The following is a 25565-nucleotide window of genomic DNA, read 5'->3' on the forward strand; positions in this document are numbered from 1 at the left end:
CGGCCCGTGCGGCAGCGATGCCGCAACGGGCCGCACCGGCGGCGGATCGCCGCACCGCCGCCGGTTCGGCTACCGCATCTTGAGCCGCGTGCGCGCGACGAACAGCGCGGCGAGGCTCAACAGCGCGCAACCCATCAGGTAGAGCGCCGGCGCCAGCCGGTTGCCGGTCGCGCTGATCAGCCAGGTGATGACGAACGGCGCGAAACCGCCGAACAGCGTGACGCCCGTGTTGTAGCTGACGGCGAGCCCCGTTGCGCGCGTCTGCGACGGAAACAGCTCGGCCATCAGCGCCGGCAGCGCGCCGCAGTACATCGCCTTCAACGCGCCGATCCACACCAGTGCCGCGAGCATTGCCGCGAACGATGCGTGGCGCGTGAGCCATGCGAACGTCGGCCAGACGGTGACGAGCATCAGGAGGGCCGCGACCGCCATCATGCGGATCCGTCCGGTGCGATCGGACAGGTGCCCGACGACCGGCGTGACGAGCGTGAGCACGAAGCCGGTCGCGAGCGTCGCGGCGAAGCCCGTCGAAGCGGGCAGCCCGAGCTGCCGGATCGCGTAGGTCGGCATGTACAGCACCATGTAGTTGAGCGCGGTCGAGATCACGAGCGCGCCGATCGACAGCAGCAGCCGCAACTTCTGATCCGCGAACAATTCGCGCACGGGCGCCTCGGAGCGGGCCTGCGCCTTGAACTCGACGCCTTCGTCGACGTAGCGGCGGATGTACAGCCCGACCGGGCCGATCGCGAGACCGAACAGGAACGGCACGCGCCAGCCCCAGCTTTCGAGTTGCGCGGTGGTCAGCGTGGCCGTCAGCAGCGCGCCGAAGCCCGATGCGAGCAGCGTCGCGAGGCCCTGGCTCGCGAACTGCCAGCTCGACATGAAGCCGCGCCGCTGCGGTGCGTGCTCGACGAGGAACGCGGTCGAGCTCGCGAATTCGCCGCCCGCGGAAAAGCCCTGCATCAGTCGCGACAGCATGATCCCGAGCGGCGCGAGTATGCCGATCGACGCGTAAGTCGGCATCAGCGCGATCAGCAGCGTGCCGGCCATCATCATCGCGATCGACAGCAGCAGCGACGCCTTGCGGCCTGCGCGATCCGCGTACGCACCGAGCACGAAGCCGCCGATCGGCCGGATCAGGTAGGACAGCCCGAACGTGCCGAGCGTGAGCATCAGCGACGTCGCTTCGCTCGTGGCGGGAAAGAACAGCCTGGCGATCGTCACCGCGAAGAAGCCGTAGACGATCAGGTCGAACCATTCGAGCGCGTTGCCGATCGACGCCGCGAAGATGATGCGCCGGATCTGCGCGGCGCTGGGGCGGGCGACTTCGTGCGAGGTCAGGGTGGTCGTGTTCATCGTGTGGGCAGCTTCCTTGAAAGGGGGCGAAGCGCGCGTTACAGGGCGGCGGCAGCCGTGGCGGGCGCCGCTTGGCGAACGGTCGGCGCGTCGTCGCCGAGATCCCAGAAGAGGCCGGCCATCATCTGCAGCCCTTCGCGGACGACGCTTGCAAGCAGATGCTCGTCGGGGGCGTGCTGCGAGCACGCCGGGTACGAATGCGGCACCCACAGCGTCGGCAGTCCGAGCGTCTCGGCGAACACCTCGTTCGGCAGCGTGCCGCCGAGATTCGGCAGGATCGCGGGCCGCTTGCCGGTGGTGCGTGCGAGCGACGCGACGGCCCAGCGGACCCACGGATCGTCCGGCGACAGGCGCGTCGCCGGTGCGCCGCGCTCGACGTCGATCTCGACGTCGGCGAAGCCGTGCGCATCGAGGTGCGCGCGCAGGTGCGCATGCAGCGCTTCCCAGTCGGTGCCGACGACGAAGCGCAACTGGCAGTGCGCATACGCGACGGGCGGGATCGCATTGACGGGGTGCTCGGGATTGCCCGCCTTGAAGGCGAGGATCTCGAAGGTGTTCCAGCCGAATACGCGCTCGGCCGCGGAGAGGCCGGGCTCGCCCCAGTCCGCGTCGAGCGCCGGATCGCCGGGGCCGCCGCCCACGGCAAGATCGGCGAGCGCGTCGCGCACGGCGGCCGGGATCGGCGGCGGACGCAGCCCCGCGACGCGAATCGCGCCGCGGGCATCGACGAGGCTCGCGAGGGCATGGGCAAGCACGATCGCCGGGTTGCGCAGCAGTCCGCCCCAGTTGCCGGAATGGTGCGCGCCGTCGCGGGCGCGCAGGCCCAGCCTGAAGTTGACCGAGCCGCGCGAGCCGAGGAACACGGTCGGGCGCGCAGCGGCGATGCGCGGACCGTCGGATGCGATCAGCACGTCGGCCGCGAGCGCGTCGCGCTCCCGGCGGCACATCGCGTCGAGGCCCGGCGACCCCGTTTCCTCGCCCATCTCGATCAGCAGTTTCGCGTTGAAGCCGAGCCGGCCGCCGCGCGCGTCGAGCACGCTCGCCAGCGCGGCCAGGTTGATGGTGTGCTGGCCCTTGTTGTCGGCGCTGCCGCGGCCGTACCAGCGGTCGCCGTCGGCCGTCAGCGTCCACGGCGACAGCGGCGCGCGCCATTGCGCGTCGTAGCCGCGCACGACGTCGCCGTGACCGTAGATCAGCACGGTCGGCAGCGCGTCGTCTTCGTGGCGGGACGCGAGCAGGAACGGGCCGCCGCCGTCGACGGGGTTGTCGACGATCCGCGATGCGAAGCCGAGACGGGCAGCCTCGGGCGCGATTTCGTCGCTCAGGTAGGCGCGCAGCGCGGCTTCGTTGCCGCTGTCCTGGCTTTCGGTGCGCAGGCCGACGCGGCGGCTCAGGGTCGTGAAGAACGCACCGGATTCGAACTGGTTCAGCGCGTGCTGGATGGCGGCGGTACGGCTCAAGTCGTGTCTCCTGGGTCGAGGGCTGCACGCGCGCGACGCGCATGCAGCGGGAAGTGCGATCGATTCTAGAAAGCCGTTTTTTTTGTCACAATGATCGAATTTCGAACCTTTCTTTGCCGAAAAGGCAAAGCAGACTGACCAAGCGCGGCGTGGAGACGGAACGATGGCGGCTTTCCTGCATGGCCTGGCGTTGCGGTATTTCGTGGAGGTGGCGCGTACCGGCTCGATCAGCGACGCGTCCGCGCGGCTGCATGTGGCCGTGTCGGCGATCAGCCGCCAGATCGCGAAGCTCGAGGGCGAGCTCGGCGCGCCGTTGTTCGAGCGCCGGCCGCGCGGGATGGCGCTGTCGGAGGCGGGCGAGCGGCTGCTGGCGTTCGCGCAGCGCAGCCTGCTCGAGGCCGAGCACGTGATGAAGGACATCGGCGGGCTCGACGCGCTGCACGGCAGCCTGCTGAAGATCGCGTGCTCGGAAGGGTTCGCGATCGATTTCCTGCCCGGCGCGCTCGCGAGCTTCAAGGCGCGTCACCCGGGCGTCGACTTCTCCGTGTGGGTCGTGTCGCCGGCGGACGCGACGCGGCGCGTGCGCGACGGCGATGCGGACATCGCGCTGACCTTCAGCCTAGCGCCGGAGAAGGGCGTGCGCGTCGAGCATACCGAGCGCGCGCCGATCTTCGCGCTGGTGCGTCACGACCATCCCCTCGCGACACGCGGCGCGGTATCGCTCGCCGATGTCGCGTGTCACCCGCACGTGCTGCCCGAGGCCGGCACGACGGTGCGCCAGCTGATCGACATCGCATGCGCGCTCGACGGGCTGCTGCTCGAGCCCGAGCTGACGAGCAACAACACGGCGGCGATGTACGGCTACGCGCGGCGTACGGGCGCGGTGATGTTCACGGGGCTGCTGTCGGTGCGCGACCGCTGCGACGCGGACGGCTTCGTCGTCGTGCCCGTGACGAACCCGCAGCTTCGCGAGCGCAGCATCCAGGTGCAGACGATGGCGGGGCGCGACCTGCCCACGTCGGTACGGGCTTTTCGCGATCACCTGATCGACGCGATGCAGGCCGCCGCGCCGCCGCCGGCCGTCGCGCGCGGACCGAGACGCCGGCCCGTGAGATAATCGCCAATCCGCCTTCCGCGCCCGTGCGGCTCATCGAGCCGCATCGCCCCTGTTCGACACCGAATTGAAGAACCTGATTGCCACCCTCGATCGCGCCGGCGAGTTCGACGAGCTCATCGACGTGCGCACGCCGCTCGAGTTCGCCGAGGATCATATTCCCGGCGCGCTGAACGCGCCCGTGCTCGGCAACGAGGAGCGCGCGCTGATCGGCACGATGTACCGTCAGGTCTCGCCCTACGAGGCGACGCGGGTCGGCGCGGCGATCGTCGCGCGCAACATCGCGCGCCATCTCGACACCACGTTCGCCGACCGGCCGCGCAACTGGCGGCCGCTGATCTACTGCTGGCGCGGCGGCATGCGTTCGGGCTCGATGACGACCTGGTTCAACCTGATCGGCTGGAAGGCGCGCCAGCTCGAAGGCGGATACAAGACCTACCGCCGCTCGGTGTGCGCGACGCTCGACTTGCTGCCGACGCGCTTTCGCTACATCGCGCTCGTCGGCCATACGGGCTGCGGCAAGACGCGCCTGCTGAACGCCCTGGGCGACGTGGGCGCGCAAACGCTCGATCTCGAAGCGCTCGCGTGTCACCGCGGCTCGCTGCTCGGCGCGTTGCCTGGCAAGCCGCAGCCGACGCAGAAAGGGTTCGATTCGGGGCTCGTCGGGGCGCTCGAGCGTTTCGACCCCCAATGGCCGGTGTTCGTCGAATCGGAAAGCCGCAAGATCGGGCTCGTGCAGTTGCCGATCGCGCTGGTCGACGCGTTTCACGCGGGGCCGTGGGTGCAGGTCGAGGCGACGCACGACGAGCGCATCGACTTCCTCCTCGACGACTATGGCCATCTGTTCGACGATCCGGCGGCCTTCAAGGCGCAACTGCATCGATTGATCGGCCTGCACAGCCGCGACGAGGTGACGCGCTGGAACGCGCTGATCGATGCAGATGCGCGCGCCGACCTGTTCGCCGAACTGATCGACAGGCATTACGATCCCGCCTATGCGCGTACCTACCGCGCGACGTACGGCACGCCGAACCGGGTGCTGACGCTCACGTTCCGGCCCAACGCGGCGGACGTGGGCGAGCAGGCGCGCACGCTGCTGGCCCGGCTCGCGCAAGCCGGGCTGCCCGCGTCGGCCGCGCTCGCGACGGGCGCGGAATCCGTAATCGACAAAAACCAATCGACGACCACACGATGACGACCACACGCACCCAACCCGGCCCGGCCCTTGGCTGGATGACCTTCCTGCTGATCGCAGTCGCGGGCCTGTTCTATGTGAAATGGTTTCCGTACTACAACAAGGCGTTCGTTGCCGCCGAGCATCATTCCATCGGCCAGTCGATCCTGATGGGCACGTCGGCGGCCGCGCCCGAGCCGTCGCTGAAGGCGGCGCTCGACTACGCATGGGCGTACGGCAAGGCGATCTGGCAGGCGATGGTGCTCGGCCTGCTGCTCGGTTCGGCCGTGCAGGCGTTGCTACCCGCGCACTGGGTCGCGCGCGTGCTCGGCCGTACCGGGTTCGGCAGCGTCGCCGCGGGCGGCCTGCTGTCGCTGCCCGGGATGATGTGCACGTGCTGCGCGGCGCCGGTCGTCGCGGGCCTGCGGGCTCGCAACGCATCGCCGGGCGGCGCGGTCGCGTTCTGGCTCGGCAACACGGTGCTGAACCCGGCGGCGCTGGTCTTCATGGGCTTCGTGCTCGGCTGGCACTGGAGCATGCTGCGCCTCGTGCTCGGCATCGCGATGGTGTTCGGGATCGGCTATCTGCTGAACCGGCTTGCGCGCCCGGGCGACGCCAGCGTCGACGATGCGCAGCTCGCCGCGCTGGCGGCCGGGCAGGCCGCGGCCGGCAATCCGTTCGTCCGCTGGATGAAGCTGCTCGCGCGCATGGTCGTGCGGCTCGTGCCCGAATACATCGTGCTCGTGCTGCTGCTCGGCGCCGCGCGTGCATGGCTGTTCCCGCATATCGGTCCGGACATCGGCAACCATCTCGGCTGGATCGTCGCGTTTGCGATTGCCGGCATGCTGTTCGTGATCCCGACTGCCGGGGAAGTGCCGATCATCCAGGCAATGCTGTCGCTCGGCATGGGCGTCGGCCCGGCCGCGGCCCTGCTGATGACGCTGCCGCCGATCAGCGTGCCGTCGCTCGCCATGCTCGCGCGTTCGTTCAAGCCGTACATGCTGGCCATCGTCGCGATCCTCGTCGTCGTATTCGGGATCGCGAGCGGCCTGCTCGCGGTCGCGCTCGGGTTCTGACACGCGCGAGCGGTGCGCCGACCGGCGCCATCGTCGTATTCATCCGGCGCCGCCGTTTCGCGCGTGCGGTGCCCTTTACAAGAAGCAAACAGGAAAACGCATGACCCAACCGAAGATCCATCCTCGACTCGAAAAGGCGCTGACGCGCGGCGATCTCTCGATCCGCCAGGCCAATTCCGCGCGGGCGACCGCCGTGCTGAACGCACTCGGCACGATGATCATCGAGGCCTCCGCAACGATCGGCGTCGAGGCCAGCATCGAGATCCCGCAGGGCGACCGCATTTACGATCCGGTCAACGGCCTGTGGCCGCAGAAGATGCTGGTGTCGTTCGACGGCCCGGTGGACGAAGCCGAGAAGGAGGAGCTGCGTACGGTGTATCTGGTGGCAGACGATCCGGGCACGCAGTTCCGCGTCGAATGGCACCGCGCGGACGGCAAGCTCGGCCGCCAGGAAGGCGGCCCGCTCGCGACCGTCGCGTTCCTGACCGACGTCGAGATCCCGTGGAGCGACGACGACGAGTAACGTCGTCGCATGATGCCGGCGCCGCGTGCGCCGGCCGTCAGCGCATCATCCGTCGCCGGAACAGCCACGCGGACAGCAGAAAGCCGCCGACCGCGTAGCCGGCCAGTACGGCGACGTGCAACGCGACATCCGTCGCCGGCCGGCCCAGCATCGCGGGCCGGATCAGCTCGACCGCGTTCGCGAGCGGCAGCGCATGCGCTGCGTGCTGCGCGATCGGCGGCAACTGCGAGGTCGGGAAAAACACGCCCGACAGCAGCAGCATGGGCGTCAGCACGAGCGTCTGATAGAACATGAAGAAATCGTACGACGGCGCGAGCGCCGTGACGATCATCGCGACGGCGGCGAACGCGAGGCCCGCGAGCGCGATCACGGGCAGCGCGGCGAGCATCGACGGAAACCGTGCGTAGCCGAGCGCGCCCGCGACGAGCATGATCGCGGCGCCGGACAGCATCGCCTTGCTGGCTGCCCAGACAATCTCGCCGAGCACGATGTCGCCGAGCGCGAGCGGCGTATGCATGATGGCTTCCCACGTGCGCTGCACGTGCATCCGCGAGAAACCCGAGTACATCGATTCGAAGCTCGCGGACATCATCACGCTGGACCCGACCGTGCCGGCCGCGAGAAACGCGATATACGACACGCCGTCGACGTGGCCGAGCATCAGGCCGAGCCCGAAACCCAGCCCGAACAGATAGATCATCGGATCGGCAAGATTGCCGAACATCGATGCAAGCGCGAGCTTGCGCCACACGAGATAGTTGCGTCGCCAGACGGCGGCCCAGTTGGTCGCGTTTGCCGGCAGCGCGATCGCGAAGCGCGACTCGCGTTGTGGCGCGGACGGTGCGGCGGCGGAATAGTTGCGGACATCCATGTTCGATCAGTCCTGCATTTCGCGGCCCGTGAGCCGCAGGAACACATCTTCCAGATTGGCCGGGCGATGCAGATAGCGCAATCCCGTACGACCCTTGAGCCGCGCGTTGAGCGGCTCGGGGTCGCTCACGTAGCAGAACAGCGTTTCGCCGCTGATCTCGGTGTGTTTCGCGAAGGCCGACAGCTCGTCGCGCAGTGCAACCGGATCGGACCCGTAGATCTCGATCACGTCGCAGCCGATCTCCGATTCGATCAGCGCGCGCGGCGCGCCCTCGGCGATCTTGCGGCCTTCCTCGATCACGCACAGGCGGTCGCACAGCCGTTCGGCCTCTTCCATGAAGTGCGTGGTGATCAGGATCGTCTTGCCGCGCGCGAGCAGTGAACGCAGCCGCTCCCACATCAGGTGCCGCGCCTGCGGATCGAGGCCGGTGGTCGGCTCGTCGAGCACGAGCACGTCGGGATCGTTGACGAGCGCACGGGCAAGCGTGAGACGGCGCTTCATGCCGCCCGACAGCTCGCCGACCTTCGCGTCGGCCTTGTTCTCGAGCTTCGCGAATTCCAGCAGCGGCTGTACCAGCGCGCGTGCCGCCTGCGTCGGAATGCCGAAATAGCGGCCGAACACGAGCAGGTTTTCGCGCACGCTGAAGTCGGGGTCGAGATTGTCGAACTGGGGCACCACGCCGACGCGCTGGCGCGCATGCCGCGCACGCGATGGGACCGGTTCGCCGCACAGCGAAATGCTGCCAGCATCGGGTTGGGCGAGGCCGAGCAGCATCTTCAGCGTCGTGGTCTTGCCGGCGCCGTTCGGCCCGAGCAGGCCGTAGCATTCGCCGGCCTGCACGGTGAACGACAGGCCGTTGACGACGCGCTTGTCGCCGTAGTGCTTGACGACGTTCCGGAAATCGATCGGTGCAACGGACATGGGCAGTTTGTCGTTGTGTGCGGGCGCGGAAGCGTTCCGGCGCCGGATGCGTGGCCGGCGGGCGAACGGATCGGACGAATGCGTGTCACACGGGCATGACCGAAGCGTGCGCCCCGTGCGCCTGACGGCACGCGGGAGTACGAACGGGCCATTCTAGTGCATCGGCTGCGTCGCTTCAGCGCATGCGTGCACGGTGCGATGCATGCGCGCACCGATCGTGCACCGCATCATCGCGCACATGCCAGGCGGGGCGAATCAGCGTTTTCCATCCCTTGCGTCCTGAATTGCGGCGCACCATGATGAAGGCGTGGGCTCGTATTGCGATAGGGAGGTTACATGGCTAGCTACAACAAGATTCTGCTGTGTTACGACGGCTCGCTCGAAGGGCGCAAGGCACTGCGCTGCGGCGCCAATCTCGCCATGGACCTGAAGGCGGAAACGCACTTGCTGTCGGTGGTCGACATGCGTTCGAGCATTGCGCAGAGCGCGGGTCTGCTGACCGACGTCGCGTGCGGCCGGTTCGAGGAAACGGCACGCGAAATCCTGCAGGAAGGCGTGAACTGGCTACGCGAGCGCGGGGTGCAAGCCGAGGGCCATTTCGCGTTCGGCTATCCGATCGATGAAATCGCGAATCTCGCGACGGAGCTGAACGTCGACCTCGTCGTCGTCGGCCACCGGTGCCGCAGCGGGCTCTCGAGATGGTGGATGGGGTCGGGCAACACGCAACTGCTCGATCGCGTGAACTGCAGCATTCTGGTGGCGTGTTCGTCGGCGCAGGAGCAGAAGGCCGAGATGGCGCGCGAGCGTGAAGCGGCCACGGCGAGCGGCAAATGATCGTCTGATGCGATGGCGGCCTGGCCGGCGATTCGCGCGGGTCGGGCGCCACGCCGGATCAACCGCGCGGGCGCCGACCGCGAGCCGTTACGCGTGCAGGTCGATCGCGGACAACTTCCACGAGAACAGGCCGAAGCGGTGGAAGATAGCCGCATAGCGTGTGCCGTCGGCACTGCGCTGGTAGGTCACGACGAACTCGTCGATGTTCCGGTAGCCGGCGCTGGTTTGCTGCCGGTGCGGCGGAGTCTCCGGATCGCCCGGGCCGGCCTGTGCAGCAGAGGCCGGAGCCGGCAATGACGCGGCGCCCGTATTGCTGCCCGCAACGGCGGCACTTGCCGGGGCCGGGCTGGCCGACGTGTTGCCCGGTGCATGGCCAGACGGCAGATTCGACCATTCAGGTGGACGCTCGTCCGGCGTGCCGCGCGGCGGCAAGCCGCTCATCAGTGCGGCCACGCCCTCCGGGGTCGTATACGCATCGACCAGCGGGCCGATCAGCGCGGACCCGATCAGTGCACCGATCACCGCGAGCGGATTGTCTTTCTTCACCGCGTCGATCCGGCGCATCAGTTCTTCCGTGACCTGCTGCTTGAGGCTGATGCGCAGCGACGGAAAATCCACGTATTCACTGATGACCTGCGCGTCGCGCGCATCGATCGCCGATTTCAGGCGACCGAGCGCGACATACGGCGACGCGTACGCATAGCCGATCGCCGCAATGACCGCGACGGCCAGCACGACGATCAGCAGGGGCTTGAGCCGCGATGCGCGGCCCGGCGATACGGTCACGTTGCCTCCGGTGCGGGAATGTTCCGCAATCAGAGACCGTTTTGCGCGGCCGATCGTTCCTCTGCGATGCAGCGGTCGATCATGCGGCATACGGCATCGATCGTGCCGACCATGATCAGGCGGGAACGGCCGTGATACACGCGTACCGGCGCGCGGCGCGCGGGTTCCGCGTGATTCAGGCCGGCGTTCAGCGACACCCGAGCGAAAGCGGGGAGCGCCGACGGCAGCAGGGGCGCCTGCCGTTCGACTGCGATTTCTTCTTGCACCGGCGCGGCCGCGGATAGCGGCGCGCAGGGCGTGCGGCCGCGCAGATGACGCAGGCGACCGAATTGGCGGAAAGGCAGCAGGCGGGCAAGGCGTTCCATGATGTTCTCCTCAGCGAGACGGAATGTCAGAGTTCGCCCGAGCGAATCAGCCCGACGGCGATGCCTTCCAGCGCGAATTCCGCGCTGCCGGCCTTGACGAAGATGTTTTCGTAATCGGGGTTCTCCGCGATCAGCTCGAGACCGCCCGGCCGGCGCATCAGGCGCTTGACCGTGACGTCGTCGCCGAGACGCGCGACGATGATCTGGCCGTCCTTCGCTTCCGTGCGTTTCTGCACGGCGAGGAGGTCGCCGTCGAGAATGCCGGCATCGCGCATCGACAGGCCGCGCACCTTCAGCAGGTAGTCGGGCTTGCTGGAGAACAGCGCGGGATCGCACGCGTAATGCTGCGAGATGTGTTCCTGCGCGAGGATCGGGCTGCCGGCTGCGACGCGGCCGACGAGCGGCAGCGACAACTGCATCAGGCCGGCGTGCGGCAGCGTGAACTGGTGCGGGGCGTCGTCGATGCCGAGCAGGCGGATGCCGCGCGACGCGCCGGCGGCCAGCTCGATGACGCCCTTGCGCGCCAGTGCGCGCAGGTGCTCCTCGGCCGCATTCGGCGAACTGAAGCCCAGTTCGGCCGCGATCTCGGCGCGGGTGGGCGGGAATCCGGAGCGCTCGATCGCGCGGCGGATCAAGTCGAACACTTGCTGCTGACGGGCGGTGAGTTTGGTCATGGCTCAACTGTATGGATAGACAGTGAGCTGTATTTTTATACAGTACTCCGCGAATTTCAAGTGTTACGTGAGGTTCGACGCGATCGCGCCGGTTCCGCCGCGATTTCGCGACGTCCTGACGCCGGTTCATCTGCCGCAACCGTCCATCCCGTCTGCGTTAGCACTTTTGAGTATTAAAAAATAAGGAACGATTATTTTTAATCATGTAACCCGTTCGTTAGACTGGCCCGACATCGCAATACCGACAACACTGGAGAACCAAGGATGGCGAAGCGCAATACGGGGCTGGTGGGCGGAGTGGGCCGCCTGATCGCAACACTCGCGCTGGGCGCGGCGGCGGTGCTGGGCGTCGCGTCGCATGCGTGGGCCGATACGACTTTCCTGAACGTGTCGTACGACCCGACGCGCGAGCTGTATCAGGACTTCAACCAGGCGTTCGGCAAGGAGTGGAAGGCGAAGACGGGCGAGACCGTCAACTTCAAGCAGTCGCACGGCGGTTCGGGCGCGCAGGCGCGCTCGGTGCTCGACGGCCTGCAGGCCGACGTCGTCACGCTGGCGCTGGCCTACGACATCGATGCGCTCGCGAACAAGGGGCTCGTCAACAAGGACTGGCAGAAGCGCCTGCCGGACAACGCGTCGCCGTATACGTCGACGATCGTGTTTCTCGTGCGCAAGGGCAATCCGAAGGGGATCAAGGACTGGGAAGACCTGACCAAGCCGGGCATCTCGATCGTCACGCCGAACCCGAAGACGTCGGGCGGCGCGCGCTGGAACTACCTGGCCGCGTGGGCGTACGCGCAGCACAAGCCGGGCGGCAACGAGCAGACGGCCAAGGAATTCGTCACGAAGCTCTACAAGAATGCGGGCGTGCTCGATTCGGGCGCGCGGGGCGCGACGACGAGCTTCGTGCAGCGCGGGATCGGCGACGTGCTGATCGCGTGGGAAAACGAGGCGTTCCTGTCGGTCAAGGAATTCGGCACCGACAAGTTCGAGATCGTGGTGCCGTCGGTGAGCATCCTGGCCGAACCGCCCGTCGCGGTGGTCGACAAGGTGGTGGACAAGAAGGGCACGCGCAAGCTGGCCGAAGCGTACCTGAACTTCCTGTACAGCCCGCAGGGCCAGGAGATCGCGGCGCGCAACTACTATCGCCCGCGTTCGAAGAACGTGCCGGCGGAGCTCACGAAGCAATTCCCGAAGCTGAAGCTGTACACGGTCGACGACACGTTCGGCGGCTGGACGAATGCGCAGAAGACGCATTTCGCGGACGGCGGCGTGTTCGATTCGATCTACAAGCCGCAGTAACGCCATAACGACAGCGGCGCGCCACGACAGCGCGCCGCATCCCCGACGGGCCGCCGGCGCAATTGCATTGCGCCGGCGTTTGCGTCGGACCCATGAGCTGCATCGACCCAGCAAGAGCATCCGATGACGACGTACACCTTTCGCAAGCCGAGCGCGCTGCCCGGTTTCGGCGTGACGCTAGGCATCACGGTGGCCTATTTGAGCCTCGTGGTGCTGATTCCGCTCGCCGCCACGTTCCTGAAGACCGCGACGCTGTCGTGGGACCAGTTCGTCACCGCCGTCACGTCGCCGCGCGTGCTCGCGTCCTACCGGCTGACGTTCTCGGCCGCGCTCGGCGGCGCACTGATCAACGCCGTGTTCGGCTTCCTCGTCGCATGGGTGCTGGTGCGCTACACGTTCCCGCTCAAGCGCATCGTCGACGCGATCGTCGATCTGCCGTTCGCGCTGCCCACCTCGGTCGCCGGCATTTCGCTCGCGGCCGTCTATGCGACCAACGGCTGGGTCGGCCAGTATCTCGCGCCGCTCGGCATCAAGATCGCGTTCACGCCCGCCGGCGTGCTGGTCGCGCTGACCTTCATCGGGCTGCCGTTCGTCGTGCGCACGGTGCAGCCGGTGCTGGAGGATTTCGAGCGCGAGCAGGAAGAGGCGGCCGCGTGCCTCGGCGCGTCGCGCTGGCTGACGTTCCGCCGCGTGGTGCTGCCGGCCGTGCTGCCGGCGCTCCTGACCGGTTTCGCGCTGGCGTTCGCGCGCGCGCTCGGCGAATACGGCTCGGTGATCTTCATCGCCGGCAACGTGCCGATGAAATCCGAGATCACGTCGCTGCTCATCATTACCAAGCTGGAGCAGTACGACTACGCGGGCGCGACCGCGCTCGCGGTCGTCATGCTCGTGGTGTCGTTCCTGATGCTGCTGCTGATCAACACGCTGCAGTGGTATCTGCAGCGCCGGACGAGCAAGGGCGCGAGCGGCCCCGCGCCCGCCGCCGTCACCGCCGTCGCAACAGGAGGCCAGCAATGAGCCAGGAGACGAGCGCCGTGCTGAAAAACCCGTCGGCGGCCACGCGTGCCGCGAAACGGCTCGATCCCGTCAGCGAGTCGCGCGTCGTGCGCTGGCTGCTCACGGGCATCGCGCTGGCGTTCCTCGCGTTCTTCCTCGTCGTGCCGCTCGCCGCGGTGTTCGTCGAGGCGTTGCGCAAGGGCATCGGCTTCTATCTCGAATCGCTGGCCGATCCCGACGCGTGGTCGGCGATCAAGCTGACGCTCACCGTCGCGCTGATCGCCGTGCCGCTGAACCTCGTGTTCGGCGTATGCGCGTCGTGGGCGATCGCGAAGTTCGAATTCCGCGGCAAGGCGCTGCTGACGACGCTGATCGACCTGCCGTTCTCGGTGTCGCCGGTGATCTCGGGCCTCGTGTACGTGCTGATGTTCGGTGCGCAAGGGTGGCTCGGGCCGTGGCTGCAGGATCACGACGTGCAGATCATCTTCGCGGTGCCGGGCATCGTGCTCGCGACGATCTTCGTCACGTTCCCGTTCGTCGCGCGCGAGCTGATTCCGCTGATGCAGGCGCAGGGCACCGACGAGGAGGAGGCTGCACGCGTGCTCGGCGCGTCGGGCTGGCAGATCTTCCGCCGCGTGACGCTGCCGAACGTGAAGTGGGGCCTGCTGTACGGCGTGATCCTCTGCAACGCGCGCGCGATGGGCGAGTTCGGCGCGGTGTCGGTCGTGTCCGGCCATATCCGCGGCCAGACCGACACGATGCCGCTGCACGTCGAGATCCTGTACAACGAATACAACTTCGCGGCGGCGTTCGCGGTGGCGTCGGTGCTGGCGCTGCTGGCGCTCGTCACGCTCATGCTGAAGCTGATCGCCGAGCGTCACCTTGCCGCCGAACTGGCCGGCACGCGCGACGCCGCTCCCGCACACGCCGGCCCCGTCGCCGCCGTTTCGTCGAAATCGTAAAGAGGCAACCAGAATGGGTATCACCGTCCGTCACCTTCAGAAGCGCTTCGGCGATTTCACGGCGCTCGACAACGTATCGCTCGACTTCCCGCCCGGCGAACTGGTTGCGCTGCTCGGGCCGTCGGGCTGCGGCAAGACCACGCTGCTGCGCGTGATCGCGGGCCTCGAGCACGCGGACGCCGGCCAGGTCGTGCTGCAGGGGCTCGACGTCGCGTCGGTCGGCGCGCGCGACCGTCAGGTCGGCTTCGTGTTCCAGCACTATGCGCTGTTCCGTCACATGACGGTATTCGAGAACGTCGCGTTCGGGCTGCGCGTGAAGCCGCGCCGCGAGCGGCCGTCGGAGGCCGCGATTCGCGACAAGGTGCACGAGCTGCTGAAGCTGGTGCAGCTCGACTGGCTCGCGCAGCGCTATCCGTCCGAGCTGTCGGGCGGCCAGCGCCAGCGTATCGCGCTGGCCCGGGCGCTCGCGGTCGAGCCGAAGGTGCTGCTGCTCGACGAGCCGTTCGGCGCGCTCGACGCGAAGGTCCGCAAGGAACTGCGCGGGTGGCTGCGTCGCCTGCACGACGACCTGCATATCTCGACGATCTTCGTCACGCACGATCAGGAAGAGGCGCTGGAAGTCGCCGATCGCATCGTCGTGCTGAACCGCGGCCACGTCGAGCAGGTCGGCAGCCCGCAGGACGTCTATGATCATCCTCAGAGTGCGTTCGTGTACGAGTTCCTCGGCGCGGCCAACCGGTTGCCGGGCACGGTCGCCGGGCGCGGTTTCGTCGCCGAGGGCGCGGCCGCACCGATCGAGGTCGACGCCGATTTTGCCGGGCCGGCGAACGCGTACGTGCGGCCGCACGACCTGCAGCTCTGGCCGGCGGGCGAAGACCACCGCGACGGCATCGCGGTGGACGTGCGCCGCGTGATTCCGCTCGGCGGGTCGGTGCGCGTGGAACTGGAGGCGAGGGCTGGCGGCGCGCTCGAGGCGGAACTCGATCGCGATGCATGGCGGGCGCTGTCGCTGCAGGTCGGCGACGGTGCGACGGCCGTGCCGCGCGCGGTGCGCGTGTTTCCCGCGCGTTGACGCCGGCATGCGGGGCAGGGGGCGGAACGCGCTCCGTTTCGACAATCAAACAACGACAGCCTAAGAGGCATACCCATGAATTTTCAGCAATTGCGGTTCGTGCGCGAAGCAGTGCGCCAGAACATGAACCTGACGGAAGTCGCGAACGTGCTGTACACGTCGCAGTCCGGCGTGTCGAAGCAGATCAAGGATCTCGAGGATGAGCTGGGCGTCGACATCTTCATCCGGCGCGGCAAGCGGCTGACGGGGCTCACGGAGCCCGGCAAGGCCGTGCACCAGCTGATCGAACGGATGCTGCTCGACGCCGAGAACCTGCGCCGCGTCGCGCGCCAGTTCGCCGACCAGGACAGCGGCCACCTCGTCGTCGCGACGACCCACACGCAGGCGCGCTACGCCTTGCCGAAGGTGATCCGGCAGTTCACCGACGTGTTCCCGAAGGTGCATCTGGCGCTGCGCCAGGGCAGCCCGCAGCAGATCGCGCAGATGATCCTGAACGGCGAGGCCGATCTCGGCATCTCGACCGAGGCGCTCGACCGCTATCCGGACATCGTCACGTTCCCGTGCTATTCGTGGCACCACACGGTCGTCGTGCCGAAGGGCCATCCGCTCGTCGGCCGCGAGAACCTGACGCTCGAGGAAATCGCCGAGTATCCGATCATCACGTACGACCAGGATTTCACGGGCCGTTCGCACATCGACCAGGCGTTCACGCAGGCTGGCGCCGTGCCCGACGTCGTGCTGACCGCGATCGATGCAGACGTGATCAAGACCTACGTCGAACTCGGGATGGGGATCGGCGTCGTCGCGGCGATGGCGTACGATCCGCAGCGCGACACGGGGCTCGTCGCGCTCGACACGCAGCACCTGTTCGAAGCGAGCACGACGCGGGTCGGGCTGCGCAAGGGCGCGTTCCTGCGTGCGTACGCGTACCGGCTGATCGAGATGTTCGCGCCGCACCTGAACGAAGCGGAAATCGCAGGGCTGTTGCGCGAAGCCGTCTGACGGCCGCACCCTCCGTGCCGTCGGCGCGGAGGGCGCGCATCTCCAGTCCACCCGCCGGGCGGCCTTCCGCGGTCGTCCGGTTCGTCGAACCATCGACCGCATTGCGGTTGCCAACCCGGATCGTCGCGCCAGGCGACGATCGATACGCGTACCGCTGCCATCAAAAGAACAAGACAGCAGGTTCGAACGCGCCGTTCCGGTTTCCCCCATCGCCCTGTCGCGCGGGTCGTTTGTCCGCGGATATGATTCAATGCGCGTGAATGTCGGCCAGCCCGCATTCATCGGGCAACGCGCGCTGCGTGTCCGCACCGGCACACCCGACAGCCGGTCGCGCAGCGTGCAGCACGCAACACGCGTGACGATGAGGTGAACGCAATGAATCTGAAATGGTTTCTCTTTTCCTTCAAAGGCCGGGTCGGGCGCCTGCCGTGGTGGATCTACGCGCTGGCTTCCACGGTGCTCGGCGCGCTTTTCGATGCGGGCTCCAGCGGTGCGCCGAATGACAATCTGCCGCTGCCGGCGATATTGCTCCTGCTCGTCATCGCGGTCGTCGCGGTGTGGTCGTCGATTGCGGTCGGTGTGAAACGGCTGCACGACATCGACAAGTCGGGATGGTGGATGCTGCTGCTGTTCGTGCCGATCGTCGGCGTGCTCGCGTTGTTCGTGATGAACGGCTTCATCGCCGGCACGCCTCATGCGAACCGCTTCGGCGACGCGCCGTCGGCCGATGCGGACGAGCCGGCGCAGCAGGGCCCGGTGTGATACGCACTCAGAAAAACCCTTAAATATTGATCAGACAGGTTGCGCGCCGAAGCGAATCGGTACAGCATAGCCGTCACGCCGCCGGCGGCCCGCCGGCGGCGGCGCGTTGACGACAGCACGCGCCAGGCAGTCGGCCGTCTGCCTCGCTTCCATTCCGTGGTACCGACAGCAGCATCGATGGCCATTGCCCGGGTAGTGTGGCGCAAACGTTTGCTCACATTAAAACAACATCCGGCCCACTCGGGCCAGTCGCCAGGAGATGTGTATGAATGTCCTCTTTCGCCGTCGCTTCCTGACCGCCGCGCTTGCCGCCGTCGCGGTTGCCGCCACCCCGGCCGTCCACGCGCAATCCACGGCCAAGCCGAAGGTCGCGCTCGTGATGAAGTCGCTCGCCAACGAGTTCTTCCTGACGATGGAAACCGGCGCGAAGGAATACCAGAAACACAACGCGAACCAGTTCGACCTGATCACCAACGGCATCAAGGACGAGACCGACACCGCGAACCAGATCCGCATCGTCGAGCAGATGATCGTGTCGAAGGTCGACGCGATCGTGCTGGCGCCGGCCGATTCGAAGGCACTCGTGCCGGTCGTGAAGAAGGCGGTCGATGCGGGCATCATCGTCGTGAACATCGACAACCGGCTCGATCCCGACGTGCTGAAGTCGAAGAACCTGAACGTGCCGTTCGTCGGCCCGGACAACCGCAAGGGCGCGCGCAAGATCGGCGACTATCTCGCGAAGCGGCTGAAGGCGGGCGACCAGGTCGGCATCGTCGAGGGCGTATCCACGACGACCAACGCGCAGCAGCGCACGGCCGGCTTCCAGGACGCGATGAAGGCGGGCGGGATGAAGGTCGTGTCGGTGCAGTCGGGCGAATGGGAAATCGACAAGGGCAATGCGGTCGCCGCTGCAATGCTCAACGAATACCCGAACCTGAAGGCGCTGCTGTGCGGCAACGACAACATGGCGATCGGCGCCGTGTCGGCGGTGCGCGCGGCCGGCAAGCAGGGCAAGGTGCTCGTGGTCGGCTACGACAACATCAACGCGATCAAGCCGATGCTGAAGGACGGCCGCGTGCTCGCGACCGCCGACCAGTACGCGGCGAAGCAGGCCGTGTTCGGCATCGATACGGCGCTCAAGGCAATCGCCGAGCATCGCAAGCAGGCCGACATGTCGGGCGTGGTCGAGACGCCGGTGGATCTCGTCACGAAGTGACGCGGCCCGGGTGCGGCCGCCGCCATCCTCAAGAATCCGGCACGGCGGCCGTTATCCGGGGTGAGCGCGATCACGGCCACTGCATGCACATGCACTTGTGAGCGTCACACCCGCGCGCCGCGTGCGCGCGGCCGCAACCAGGATCGCGATGGACCCGACCTTCCAACCCTCCCGTGCAGCCGTTCCCGTGCTGTCCGTATCCGGCATCGGCAAGACCTACGCCGAACCCGTGCTCGCCGACGTCACGCTGACGCTCGAGCCGGGCCACGCGCTGGCGCTGACGGGCGAGAACGGCGCCGGCAAGAGCACGCTGTCGAAGATCATCGGCGGGCTCGTCGAGCCGACCGCCGGCACGATGCAGCTCGGCGGCCAGCCGTATGCGCCGGCGAGCCGCGCGCAGGCCGAGGCGCTCGGCGTGCGCATGGTGATGCAGGAACTGAACCTGCTGCCGACGCTGACCGTCGCCGAGAACCTGTTCCTGAACCGCCTGCCGCGGCGCTTCGGGATCATCGACCGCGCGCGGTTGCGCGACGACGCACGCGCCGCGATGGCGCAGGTCGGGCTCGACGCGATCGATCCCGATACGCCGGTCGGCGCGCTGGGCATCGGTCATCAACAGATGGTCGAAATCGCGCGCAACCTGATCGGCGACTGCCGCGTGCTGATTCTCGACGAGCCGACCGCGATGCTGAGCGCGCGCGAAGTCGAGCTGCTGTTCGAGCAGATCGACCGGCTGAAGGCGCGCGGTGTCGCGATCGTGTATATCTCGCACCGGCTCGAGGAACTGGCGCGCGTCGCCGAGCGTGTCGCGGTGTTGCGCGACGGCCGGCTCGTGCATGCGGGCGACATGGCGGCGACGACGTCCGACGGGCTCGTCACGCTGATGGTCGGGCGCGAGCTCGGCGAGCACATCGATCTCGGCGAGCGCCGGATCGGCGCGCCGCGGCTCGTCGTGTCGGGCCTCGCACGCGGGACGGCGGTGCGCGATGTCTCGCTCGAAGTACGCGCGGGCGAGATCTTCGGCATCTCGGGGCTGATCGGCGCGGGGCGCACCGAGCTGCTCCGGTTGATTTACGGCGCCGATTCGCCGGACGCCGGGACGATCGCGGTCGGCCAGCCGCCGCAGCCGGTCAGGATCGGTTCGCCCGTCGATGCGGTGAGGCAGGGCATCGCGCTGATCACCGAGGACCGCAAGGGCGAAGGGCTGCTGCTGTCGCAGTCGATCTCCGCGAACGTGTCGCTCGGTCAGATCGACCGGCTCGCGCGCGGCGGCATCGTCGACACCGCGCGCGAAACCGCGCTCGCCGAGCAGCAGATCGACGCGCTGCGGATCCGCACGCACGGCGCGACGCAAACGGTCGGCGAACTGTCGGGCGGCAACCAGCAGAAGGTCGTGATCGGCCGCTGGCTCGCGCGCGACATGGGCGTGCTGCTGTTCGACGAGCCGACCCGCGGGATCGATGTCGGCGCGAAGTTCGAGATCTACACGCTGATGGGTGCGCTCGCGCGCGAGGGCCGCGCGCTCGTCGTCGTGTCGAGCGACCTGCGCGAGCTGATGTTGATCTGCGACCGGATCGGCGTGATGTCGGCCGGCCGCATGACCGCCGTGTTCGAGCGCGGCAACTGGACCCAGGATGCGCTGCTGGCCGCGGCATTCGCCGGCTTCGGCCGCGAGACGCCGCTGGACGGCACGCGGCATCCGGACGCGGGGCAGGCGCCGGGCGCCGCTCCAGGCACTTCGACGACAGGACGACAGCAATGACCCAGCCTCCCGTATCCCCGGCCGACGCAGACGCGCGGCAGACCGCGACCGGGCGCGGCGCGCGCATGCTGTCCGGCACGCGGCTCGGCCTGTCGAACTATCTCGGGCTCGCCGGCGCACTGGCCGCGATGATCGTGCTGTTCTCGGTGCTGAGCTCGCATTTCCTGACCTACGATACGTTCAGCACGATCGCGAACCAGATTCCCGATCTGGTCGTGATGGCGGTCGGGATGACCTTCGTGCTGATCATCGCCGGGATCGACCTGTCGGTCGGCTCGGTGCTTGCGCTCGCCGCGTCGATGGTGAGCGTCGCCGCGCTGAAATGGCAATGGGGGCCGCTGCCGGCCGCGCTGATCGGCATCGCGGTCGGAACCGCGACGGGTGCACTGACGGGCGCGGTCACGGTCGGCTGGCGGATTCCGTCGTTCATCGTGTCGCTCGGCGTGCTGGAGGCCGCGCGCGGCCTTGCGTACCAGCTGACGAATTCGCGCACGGCCTATATCGGCGACGCGTTCGATTTCCTGTCGAACCCGATCGCGCTGGGCATCTCGCCGGCGTTCCTGATCGCGGTCGCGGTGATGCTCGCGGCCCAGTTCGTGCTGACGCGCACCGTATTCGGACGCTACCTGGTCGGGATCGGCACGAACGAGGAAGCGGTGCGACTTGCAGGGGTTAACCCGAGGCCGTATAAAATTCTCGTATTCGCATTGATGGGCGCGCTCGCGGGGCTTGCGTCGCTGTTCCAGATTTCGCGGCTCGAGGCGGCCGACCCGAATGCGGGCGTGGGCCTCGAACTGCAGGTGATCGCCGCCGTCGTGATCGGCGGCACGAGCCTGATGGGCGGGCGCGGCTCGGTGATCAGCACGTTTTTCGGCGTGTTGATCATCTCCGTGCTGGCCGCGGGGCTGGCGCAGATCGGCGCGAACGAGCCGACGAAACGGATCATCACTGGTGCAGTGATCGTGGTGGCGGTCGTGCTCGATACATATCGCAGCCGGCGCACGCGCGTGCGGTAGAAAGTCAGACAGAACAGACCAGAGAGAAACGGGAAATGGCGACGATCAAGGATGTGGCGGCCATGGCGGGCGTGTCGTTTACGACCGTCTCGCACGTGGTGAACAATTCGCGGCCGGTGTCCGCGGATGTGCGTGCGAAGGTCGAAGGCGCGATCCGCGAGCTGAATTACGTGCCGTCGGCCGTGGCGCGCTCGCTGAAGGCGCGCGCGACGGCGACCATCGGCCTCGTCGTGCCGAACAGCACGAATCCGTACTTCGCGGAGCTTGCGCGCGGCATCGAGGATCAGTGCGCGGCCAACGGCTATTGCGTGTTCTTCTGCAACTCGGACGACGATCCCGTGAAGCAGCGCAACTACCTGCGCGTGCTGCAGGAAAAGCGGATCGACGGGCTGATCGTCGCGTCGGCCGGCGAGGACGCGGTGCTGGCGGAGACGCTCGCGGACGCCCATGCGCCGCTCGTCGTCGTCGATCGCAACATCGAGGGGCTCGCCGCCGACCTCGTGCAGATCGACCACGAGCGCGGCGCGTACCTGGCGACGCGCCATCTGCTCGAACTCGGACACGCGAAGATCGGCTGCATCACGGGGCCGACCGACACGGCCGTCAGCGCGATGCGCGTGCACGGCTTCATCCGCGCGATGGCCGAGCGCGGGATCGACATCGTGCCGGGCGCGATCGCGGAGAGCGATTTCTCGTGCCTCGGCGGTTATCACGCGGCGTCGCGGCTGTTCGAATCGGTGCGGCCGAGCGCGATCTTCGCGGGCAACGACCTGATGGGCGTCGGCGCGCTGCGCGCGGCGGCCGAGCGCGGCATGCGCGTGCCCGACGACTGCTCGATCATCGGTTTCGACGACATCGAGTTTTCCCGCTACACGTATCCGGCGCTGTCGACGGTCGGCCAGTCGGTGCGCGCGCTCGGCGAAATGGCCGCGCAGACGCTGATCGAGCGGATCGGCGGCGGATCGACGGCCGCGCCGAGCCGCCGTCGCGTCGTGTCGCCGCGCCTCGTGCTGCGCGAATCGACGGCAATCTACCGCGAACCGCCGGCCCCGGGCGGGCGCGCATGACGGCGCCCGCGACAGGCGCCGGCCGCGTGACGGTGGTCGGCAGTCTCAACATGGATCTCGTCGTTCGCGCGTCGCGGCTGCCGCTGCCGGGCGAAACGCTCGCCGGGCATGCGTTCGCCCAGGCTGCGGGCGGCAAGGGCGGCAACCAGGCCGTCGCCGCCGCGCGGCTCGGCGCGCAGGTCGCGATGATCGGCTGCGTCGGCGCGGATGCGCACGGCGCCGCGCTGCGTGCGGGCCTCGAAGCCGAGGGTATCGACTGCACGGGGCTCGCGACGAGCCCGTCGGCATCGACCGGCGTTGCGCTGATCGTCGTCGACGATGCAAGCCAGAACGCGATCGTGATCGTTGCGGGCGGCAACGGCGAGGTGACGGCCGACACGGTTGCGCGGCACGAAGCCGCGCTGGCGTCGGCCGACGTACTGATCTGCCAGCTCGAGACGCCGCCGGACGCGGTGTTCGCGGCGCTGTCGGCCGGCCGTCGGCTCGGCCGTACCGTGGTGCTCAATCCGGCGCCGGCCGTCGCGCCGCTGCCGGACGGCTGGCTGCCGCTCGTCGATTACCTGATCCCGAACGAGGTCGAGGCGGCCGCGCTGACCGCGCTGCCGGTGCGCGATCCGGCGGAGGCGGAGATCGCGGCGCGGGCGCTGCAGGCGGGCGGCGCGCGCAACGTGCTGGTCACGCTCGGCGCGCGCGGCGTGCTGGCGCTGACGGCCGACGGCGCCGCACGGCACTATCCGGCCCCGGCCGTACAGGCCGTCGATACGACGGCGGCGGGCGATACCTTCATCGGCGCCTTTTCCGCACGGCTCGCGGCCGGCGCGGACATCGACACGGCCATCCGCTTCGCGCAACGCGCGGCGGCGCTGTCGGTCACGCGAGCGGGCGCGCAGCCGTCGATTCCGACACTGGCCGAGCTGGCCTGACAGGGCCTGATCACATGGCGCGACCGGCCCGTCGCCGCAGACGGCCGGCGTGCCGTCGTGTCGCGTTCGCCGTTCATGAAAGCGCGAATTTTTGTTCAGACAATTGTAATAAACAGACGAATAATTCTTAAAAAGCGCGTAAACACCATCAAGTTGTGCAGTGTGCTGTCGTAAATGCACCGAGCGGAGCAATTCTTCGACGCGACGGGCCTGTCCCGTTATCACGACGCAACACAGGAAGGATGATGGTGTTCAAAAACCTGACGATTCGTGCGCGCATCGGTTTCACGATGGCGTTTCTGGCGGTACTCCTGGGCGTGATCGGTGCGCTCGGCGTGTACGGAATGACACGCGCCAACGACGCGACGCGCGATATCTTCACGAACCAGATGCCCAGCGCGGTCGACGTCTCGGTGGCCGAGGTCTACGCCGCCCGCGAGCGCCTGGCGCTCGACCGCGCAGCGCTGCTGGCCGGCACGCCCGATGCGGCCGAGGCCATCGAGCGAAGCCGCGCGATGCGCGCGCAGTCCGATACCTGGTGGCAGAAGTACCTTGCGTTGCCGCGCGGCCCGGAAGAGGACCGGCTTGCGCAGGATGTTGCCGCGAAGCGTCAGGCGTTGCAGCACGAGTGCGACGCGTTTGCGAGCGTGGTCGGGGCGAACCAGCACGACCAGATCGGCGACGGCGCGAAGCAGCTCCAGGTGCGCTACAACGACCTCGCGACCGCGAGCGAGGCGCTGCGCAACTTCCAGTTCACCGATGCGCAAACCCGCTTCGATCGCGCGGAATCGGTATACGACCTGTTGCGGGTGCTGTCGATCGTCGCGCTGGTGGCGGGCTTCGGCGCCGCGCTGGCGTCGTGGCTGACGCTGAGCCGCGCGATCGACCGTCCGATCACCGACGTGCTCACGCATTTCGACGCGATCGCCGCCGGCGACCTGCGCCGGCCGATCGTCGTCGAGCGGCACGACGAGATGGGCCAGCTTCTCGAGGGGCTCGCGAAGATGCAGCGCGGGCTCGTCGACACGGTGCGTACCGTACGCGGCGGCAGCGAATCGATCGCGACCGCGGCGCGCCAGATCGCGGCCGGCAACATCGACCTGTCGTCGCGCACCGAGGAGCAGGCCGCGGCGTTGCAGGAAACCGCGTCGAGCATGGAACAGCTGACCGGCACCGTGAAGCAGAACGCGGACAATGCGCGCCAGGCGAGCGCGCTGGCCGCGAATGCGTCGGAGATTGCGAACAAGGGCAATACGGTGGTTGGTCAGGTGGTCGGCACGATGGGTGAGATCAACGACAGCTCGGCGAAGATCGCGGACATCATTGCGATCATCGAGGGAATCGCGTTCCAGACCAACATTCTTGCGCTGAATGCGGCCGTCGAAGCCGCGCGCGCCGGCGAGGAAGGTCGCGGTTTCGCGGTCGTCGCGGGCGAGGTGCGCAGCCTGGCGCAGCGTTCGTCGACCGCCGCCAAGGAGATCAAGGTGTTGATCGATGCGTCGGTCGAGCGCATCCGCTCGGGGTCGACGCTGGTCGACGAAGCCGGACGCACGATGAGCGACGTGATCGGCGCCGTGCAGCGCGTGACGGACATCATGGGCGAGATCGCGGCCGCGTCCGAGGAGCAGAGCGGCGGGATCGACCAGGTGGCGCGCGCGGTGGCGCAGATGGACGAGGTCACGCAGCAGAATGCGGCGCTCGTCGAGGAAGCCGCGGCCGCCGCGCAGTCGCTCGACGAACAGGCCGGACGCCTGCGCGAAACGGCCGCGGTGTTCCAGCTCGTCGACGAGGCGGCGCGCCCGGGCGCCGCGGCACCGGTCCCGGCGCGTCACGTGGCGCGTGCGCCTGCCGCGCCCGTTGCGCCGGTTGCGGCGCCCGCTCAGGCGGCAGCGCGCGAGGATCGCGATGCGGCGCCGAAACGCGTGGCCGCGGCGACGCCGGCACGCAAGCCGGTCGCTGCGCCCGCAGCGCCCGCGCAGGCTGCGGCGACGGCCGGCGCCGACGACTGGGAAACCTTCTGATTCGCGCGCGCCGCGCATCTATCCCCATTTGGTGACGAACGACGCCCGCGACATGCGGGCGTTGTTGTTTTCGCGACAGAAAAATGTGACGGCGCGATGCGCATGATTGACGATCGCGCATCGTCGCGTGCATCGCGCGACAGGTCTCGACAGAGATGTGCACAGGTGCGCCCGATGTTTTCGCAACCGTGATACGGGTATCTCCGTAAGGGGTGTGCGAAAAAAAATTGTAACGGCGTGCGCAACGTGTCGTCGCAAACGGTCGCTCGAACGTATAGGGAAGAAGGGGAGAAGCGACGACGTCGGATGT

24 protein-coding genes are annotated in these 25565 nt (G+C 68.0%); 17 read left to right on the forward strand and 7 right to left on the reverse strand.

Annotated features, from left to right (window positions below; translation table 11 throughout):
- Window positions 1–69: 69 nt before the first annotated feature.
- Window positions 70–1356: an MFS transporter gene (locus tag GQ56_RS0110535; protein WP_031398617.1), complete on the reverse strand. Its 1287-nt coding sequence runs from the start codon at window positions 1354–1356 to the stop codon at window positions 70–72.
- A 38-nt stretch (window positions 1357–1394) separates the two neighbouring features.
- On the reverse strand, window positions 1395–2816 hold the full coding sequence (locus GQ56_RS0110540) for a M20 family metallopeptidase (RefSeq protein ID WP_031398618.1): 1422 nt from the start codon (window positions 2814–2816) through the stop codon (window positions 1395–1397).
- A 163-nt stretch (window positions 2817–2979) separates the two neighbouring features.
- On the opposite strand from GQ56_RS0110540, the gene GQ56_RS0110545 reads away from it, so the two are divergent.
- From GQ56_RS0110545 to GQ56_RS0110560, 4 genes are all read left to right on the forward strand, one after another.
- Window positions 2980–3933, forward strand: a complete 954-nt coding sequence (locus GQ56_RS0110545) for a LysR substrate-binding domain-containing protein (protein ID WP_031398619.1) — start codon at window positions 2980–2982, stop codon at window positions 3931–3933.
- Between the two features lie 64 nt (window positions 3934–3997).
- Window positions 3998–5125: a tRNA 2-selenouridine(34) synthase MnmH gene (gene mnmH / locus GQ56_RS0110550; protein WP_031398620.1), complete on the forward strand. Its 1128-nt coding sequence runs from the start codon at window positions 3998–4000 to the stop codon at window positions 5123–5125.
- Window positions 5122–6180, forward strand: coding sequence for a permease (locus GQ56_RS0110555; RefSeq protein WP_031398621.1), 1059 nt, complete (start codon window positions 5122–5124; stop codon window positions 6178–6180). Before mnmH ends, GQ56_RS0110555 begins: the two co-directional genes overlap by 4 nt.
- Before the next feature lie 100 nt (window positions 6181–6280).
- On the forward strand, window positions 6281–6703 hold the full coding sequence (locus tag GQ56_RS0110560; RefSeq protein ID WP_031398622.1) for a hypothetical protein: 423 nt from the start codon (window positions 6281–6283) through the stop codon (window positions 6701–6703).
- A gap of 37 nt (window positions 6704–6740) precedes the next feature.
- Here the strand turns inward: GQ56_RS0110560 and GQ56_RS0110565 are convergent, their stop codons facing one another.
- Together GQ56_RS0110565 and nodI are read right to left on the reverse strand one after the other, a co-directional pair.
- A complete protein-coding gene (locus GQ56_RS0110565; protein ID WP_031398623.1) occupies window positions 6741–7574 on the reverse strand; it encodes an ABC transporter permease in 834 nt (277 codons plus the stop codon).
- A gap of 6 nt (window positions 7575–7580) precedes the next feature.
- Entirely contained in the window at window positions 7581–8495 is a 915-nt protein-coding gene (gene nodI / locus GQ56_RS0110570; RefSeq protein WP_031398624.1) for a nodulation factor ABC transporter ATP-binding protein NodI, read from the reverse strand.
- Window positions 8496–8831: 336 nt separating this feature from the next.
- Here nodI and GQ56_RS0110580 point away from each other — a divergent pair, with 336 nt between their 5' ends.
- Window positions 8832–9329: a universal stress protein gene (locus GQ56_RS0110580; protein WP_031398625.1), complete on the forward strand. Its 498-nt coding sequence runs from the start codon at window positions 8832–8834 to the stop codon at window positions 9327–9329.
- 87 nt (window positions 9330–9416) lie between these two features.
- Here GQ56_RS0110580 and GQ56_RS0110585 read toward each other — a convergent pair whose 3' ends face one another.
- From GQ56_RS0110585 to lexA, 3 genes are read right to left on the reverse strand one after another with little or no spacing between them, the layout of a single operon-like run.
- Window positions 9417–10115 carry a DUF2939 domain-containing protein gene (locus GQ56_RS0110585; RefSeq protein ID WP_031398626.1) on the reverse strand — a complete coding sequence of 233 codons (699 nt, stop codon included), beginning with the start codon at window positions 10113–10115 and terminating at the stop codon, window positions 9417–9419.
- A 29-nt stretch (window positions 10116–10144) separates the two neighbouring features.
- Window positions 10145–10480 carry a hypothetical protein gene (locus GQ56_RS0110590; RefSeq protein ID WP_031398627.1) on the reverse strand — a complete coding sequence of 112 codons (336 nt, stop codon included), beginning with the start codon at window positions 10478–10480 and terminating at the stop codon, window positions 10145–10147.
- A gap of 26 nt (window positions 10481–10506) precedes the next feature.
- Entirely contained in the window at window positions 10507–11154 is a 648-nt protein-coding gene (gene lexA, locus GQ56_RS0110595) for a transcriptional repressor LexA (protein WP_009689103.1), read from the reverse strand.
- A gap of 264 nt (window positions 11155–11418) precedes the next feature.
- Here lexA and GQ56_RS0110600 point away from each other — a divergent pair, with 264 nt between their 5' ends.
- From GQ56_RS0110600 to GQ56_RS0110660, 12 genes are all read left to right on the forward strand, one after another.
- Entirely contained in the window at window positions 11419–12456 is a 1038-nt protein-coding gene (locus tag GQ56_RS0110600; protein ID WP_031398628.1) for a sulfate ABC transporter substrate-binding protein, read from the forward strand.
- A gap of 123 nt (window positions 12457–12579) precedes the next feature.
- Window positions 12580–13473 (forward strand): sulfate ABC transporter permease subunit CysT, encoded by an 894-nt coding sequence (cysT, locus tag GQ56_RS0110605; protein WP_031398629.1) that lies wholly within the window; start codon window positions 12580–12582, stop codon window positions 13471–13473.
- Complete coding sequence (gene cysW, locus GQ56_RS0110610) at window positions 13470–14414, forward strand: sulfate ABC transporter permease subunit CysW (protein WP_031398630.1); 945 nt, start codon at window positions 13470–13472, stop codon at window positions 14412–14414. Before cysT ends, cysW begins: the two co-directional genes overlap by 4 nt.
- A gap of 13 nt (window positions 14415–14427) precedes the next feature.
- Complete coding sequence (locus GQ56_RS0110615; protein ID WP_031398631.1) at window positions 14428–15486, forward strand: sulfate/molybdate ABC transporter ATP-binding protein; 1059 nt, start codon at window positions 14428–14430, stop codon at window positions 15484–15486.
- Window positions 15487–15561: 75 nt separating this feature from the next.
- Window positions 15562–16488 carry a CysB family HTH-type transcriptional regulator gene (locus GQ56_RS0110620; protein WP_006484201.1) on the forward strand — a complete coding sequence of 309 codons (927 nt, stop codon included), beginning with the start codon at window positions 15562–15564 and terminating at the stop codon, window positions 16486–16488.
- Between the two features lie 375 nt (window positions 16489–16863).
- Window positions 16864–17250, forward strand: coding sequence for a DUF805 domain-containing protein (locus tag GQ56_RS0110630; RefSeq protein WP_052007244.1), 387 nt, complete (start codon window positions 16864–16866; stop codon window positions 17248–17250).
- A 265-nt stretch (window positions 17251–17515) separates the two neighbouring features.
- Entirely contained in the window at window positions 17516–18466 is a 951-nt protein-coding gene (locus GQ56_RS0110635) for a sugar ABC transporter substrate-binding protein (protein ID WP_031398633.1), read from the forward strand.
- 148 nt (window positions 18467–18614) lie between these two features.
- On the forward strand, window positions 18615–20228 hold the full coding sequence (locus GQ56_RS0110640; protein ID WP_031398634.1) for a sugar ABC transporter ATP-binding protein: 1614 nt from the start codon (window positions 18615–18617) through the stop codon (window positions 20226–20228).
- Window positions 20225–21244: an ABC transporter permease gene (locus GQ56_RS0110645; RefSeq protein WP_031398635.1), complete on the forward strand. Its 1020-nt coding sequence runs from the start codon at window positions 20225–20227 to the stop codon at window positions 21242–21244. Before GQ56_RS0110640 ends, GQ56_RS0110645 begins: the two co-directional genes overlap by 4 nt.
- A gap of 35 nt (window positions 21245–21279) precedes the next feature.
- Window positions 21280–22311, forward strand: a complete 1032-nt coding sequence (locus GQ56_RS0110650; protein ID WP_031398636.1) for a LacI family DNA-binding transcriptional regulator — start codon at window positions 21280–21282, stop codon at window positions 22309–22311.
- Complete coding sequence (rbsK, locus tag GQ56_RS0110655; RefSeq protein ID WP_031398637.1) at window positions 22308–23234, forward strand: ribokinase; 927 nt, start codon at window positions 22308–22310, stop codon at window positions 23232–23234. Before GQ56_RS0110650 ends, rbsK begins: the two co-directional genes overlap by 4 nt.
- A 245-nt stretch (window positions 23235–23479) precedes the next feature.
- Window positions 23480–25255, forward strand: coding sequence for a methyl-accepting chemotaxis protein (locus tag GQ56_RS0110660; protein ID WP_031398638.1), 1776 nt, complete (start codon window positions 23480–23482; stop codon window positions 25253–25255).
- Window positions 25256–25565: the final 310 nt, after the last annotated feature.

The organism is Burkholderia paludis, from assembly GCF_000732615.1.
Taxonomy (GTDB): domain Bacteria; phylum Pseudomonadota; class Gammaproteobacteria; order Burkholderiales; family Burkholderiaceae; genus Burkholderia; species Burkholderia paludis.

What these genes read in the sequence shown, in the direction of transcription:
- rbsK (WP_031398637.1), top strand. Translation starts at nt 22,308, where the DNA reads ATGACGGCGCCCGCGACAGGCGCCGGCCGCGTGACGGTGGTCGGCAGT.
- GQ56_RS0110620 (WP_006484201.1), top strand. Translation starts at nt 15,562, where the DNA reads ATGAATTTTCAGCAATTGCGGTTCGTGCGCGAAGCAGTGCGCCAGAAC.
- GQ56_RS0110640 (WP_031398634.1), top strand. Translation starts at nt 18,615, where the DNA reads ATGGACCCGACCTTCCAACCCTCCCGTGCAGCCGTTCCCGTGCTGTCC.
- GQ56_RS0110645 (WP_031398635.1), top strand. Translation starts at nt 20,225, where the DNA reads ATGACCCAGCCTCCCGTATCCCCGGCCGACGCAGACGCGCGGCAGACC.
- GQ56_RS0110580 (WP_031398625.1), top strand. Translation starts at nt 8,832, where the DNA reads ATGGCTAGCTACAACAAGATTCTGCTGTGTTACGACGGCTCGCTCGAA.
- GQ56_RS0110650 (WP_031398636.1), top strand. Translation starts at nt 21,280, where the DNA reads ATGGCGACGATCAAGGATGTGGCGGCCATGGCGGGCGTGTCGTTTACG.
- lexA (WP_009689103.1), bottom strand. Translation starts at nt 11,154, where the DNA reads ATGACCAAACTCACCGCCCGTCAGCAGCAAGTGTTCGACTTGATCCGC.
- GQ56_RS0110590 (WP_031398627.1), bottom strand. Translation starts at nt 10,480, where the DNA reads ATGGAACGCCTTGCCCGCCTGCTGCCTTTCCGCCAATTCGGTCGCCTG.
- GQ56_RS0110635 (WP_031398633.1), top strand. Translation starts at nt 17,516, where the DNA reads ATGAATGTCCTCTTTCGCCGTCGCTTCCTGACCGCCGCGCTTGCCGCC.
- cysT (WP_031398629.1), top strand. Translation starts at nt 12,580, where the DNA reads ATGACGACGTACACCTTTCGCAAGCCGAGCGCGCTGCCCGGTTTCGGC.
- GQ56_RS0110545 (WP_031398619.1), top strand. Translation starts at nt 2,980, where the DNA reads ATGGCGGCTTTCCTGCATGGCCTGGCGTTGCGGTATTTCGTGGAGGTG.
- GQ56_RS0110535 (WP_031398617.1), bottom strand. Translation starts at nt 1,356, where the DNA reads ATGAACACGACCACCCTGACCTCGCACGAAGTCGCCCGCCCCAGCGCC.
- GQ56_RS0110565 (WP_031398623.1), bottom strand. Translation starts at nt 7,574, where the DNA reads ATGGATGTCCGCAACTATTCCGCCGCCGCACCGTCCGCGCCACAACGC.
- GQ56_RS0110560 (WP_031398622.1), top strand. Translation starts at nt 6,281, where the DNA reads ATGACCCAACCGAAGATCCATCCTCGACTCGAAAAGGCGCTGACGCGC.
- GQ56_RS0110630 (WP_052007244.1), top strand. Translation starts at nt 16,864, where the DNA reads ATGAATCTGAAATGGTTTCTCTTTTCCTTCAAAGGCCGGGTCGGGCGC.
- GQ56_RS0110555 (WP_031398621.1), top strand. Translation starts at nt 5,122, where the DNA reads ATGACGACCACACGCACCCAACCCGGCCCGGCCCTTGGCTGGATGACC.
- cysW (WP_031398630.1), top strand. Translation starts at nt 13,470, where the DNA reads ATGAGCCAGGAGACGAGCGCCGTGCTGAAAAACCCGTCGGCGGCCACG.
- GQ56_RS0110660 (WP_031398638.1), top strand. Translation starts at nt 23,480, where the DNA reads ATGGTGTTCAAAAACCTGACGATTCGTGCGCGCATCGGTTTCACGATG.
- GQ56_RS0110600 (WP_031398628.1), top strand. Translation starts at nt 11,419, where the DNA reads ATGGCGAAGCGCAATACGGGGCTGGTGGGCGGAGTGGGCCGCCTGATC.
- GQ56_RS0110615 (WP_031398631.1), top strand. Translation starts at nt 14,428, where the DNA reads ATGGGTATCACCGTCCGTCACCTTCAGAAGCGCTTCGGCGATTTCACG.
- nodI (WP_031398624.1), bottom strand. Translation starts at nt 8,495, where the DNA reads ATGTCCGTTGCACCGATCGATTTCCGGAACGTCGTCAAGCACTACGGC.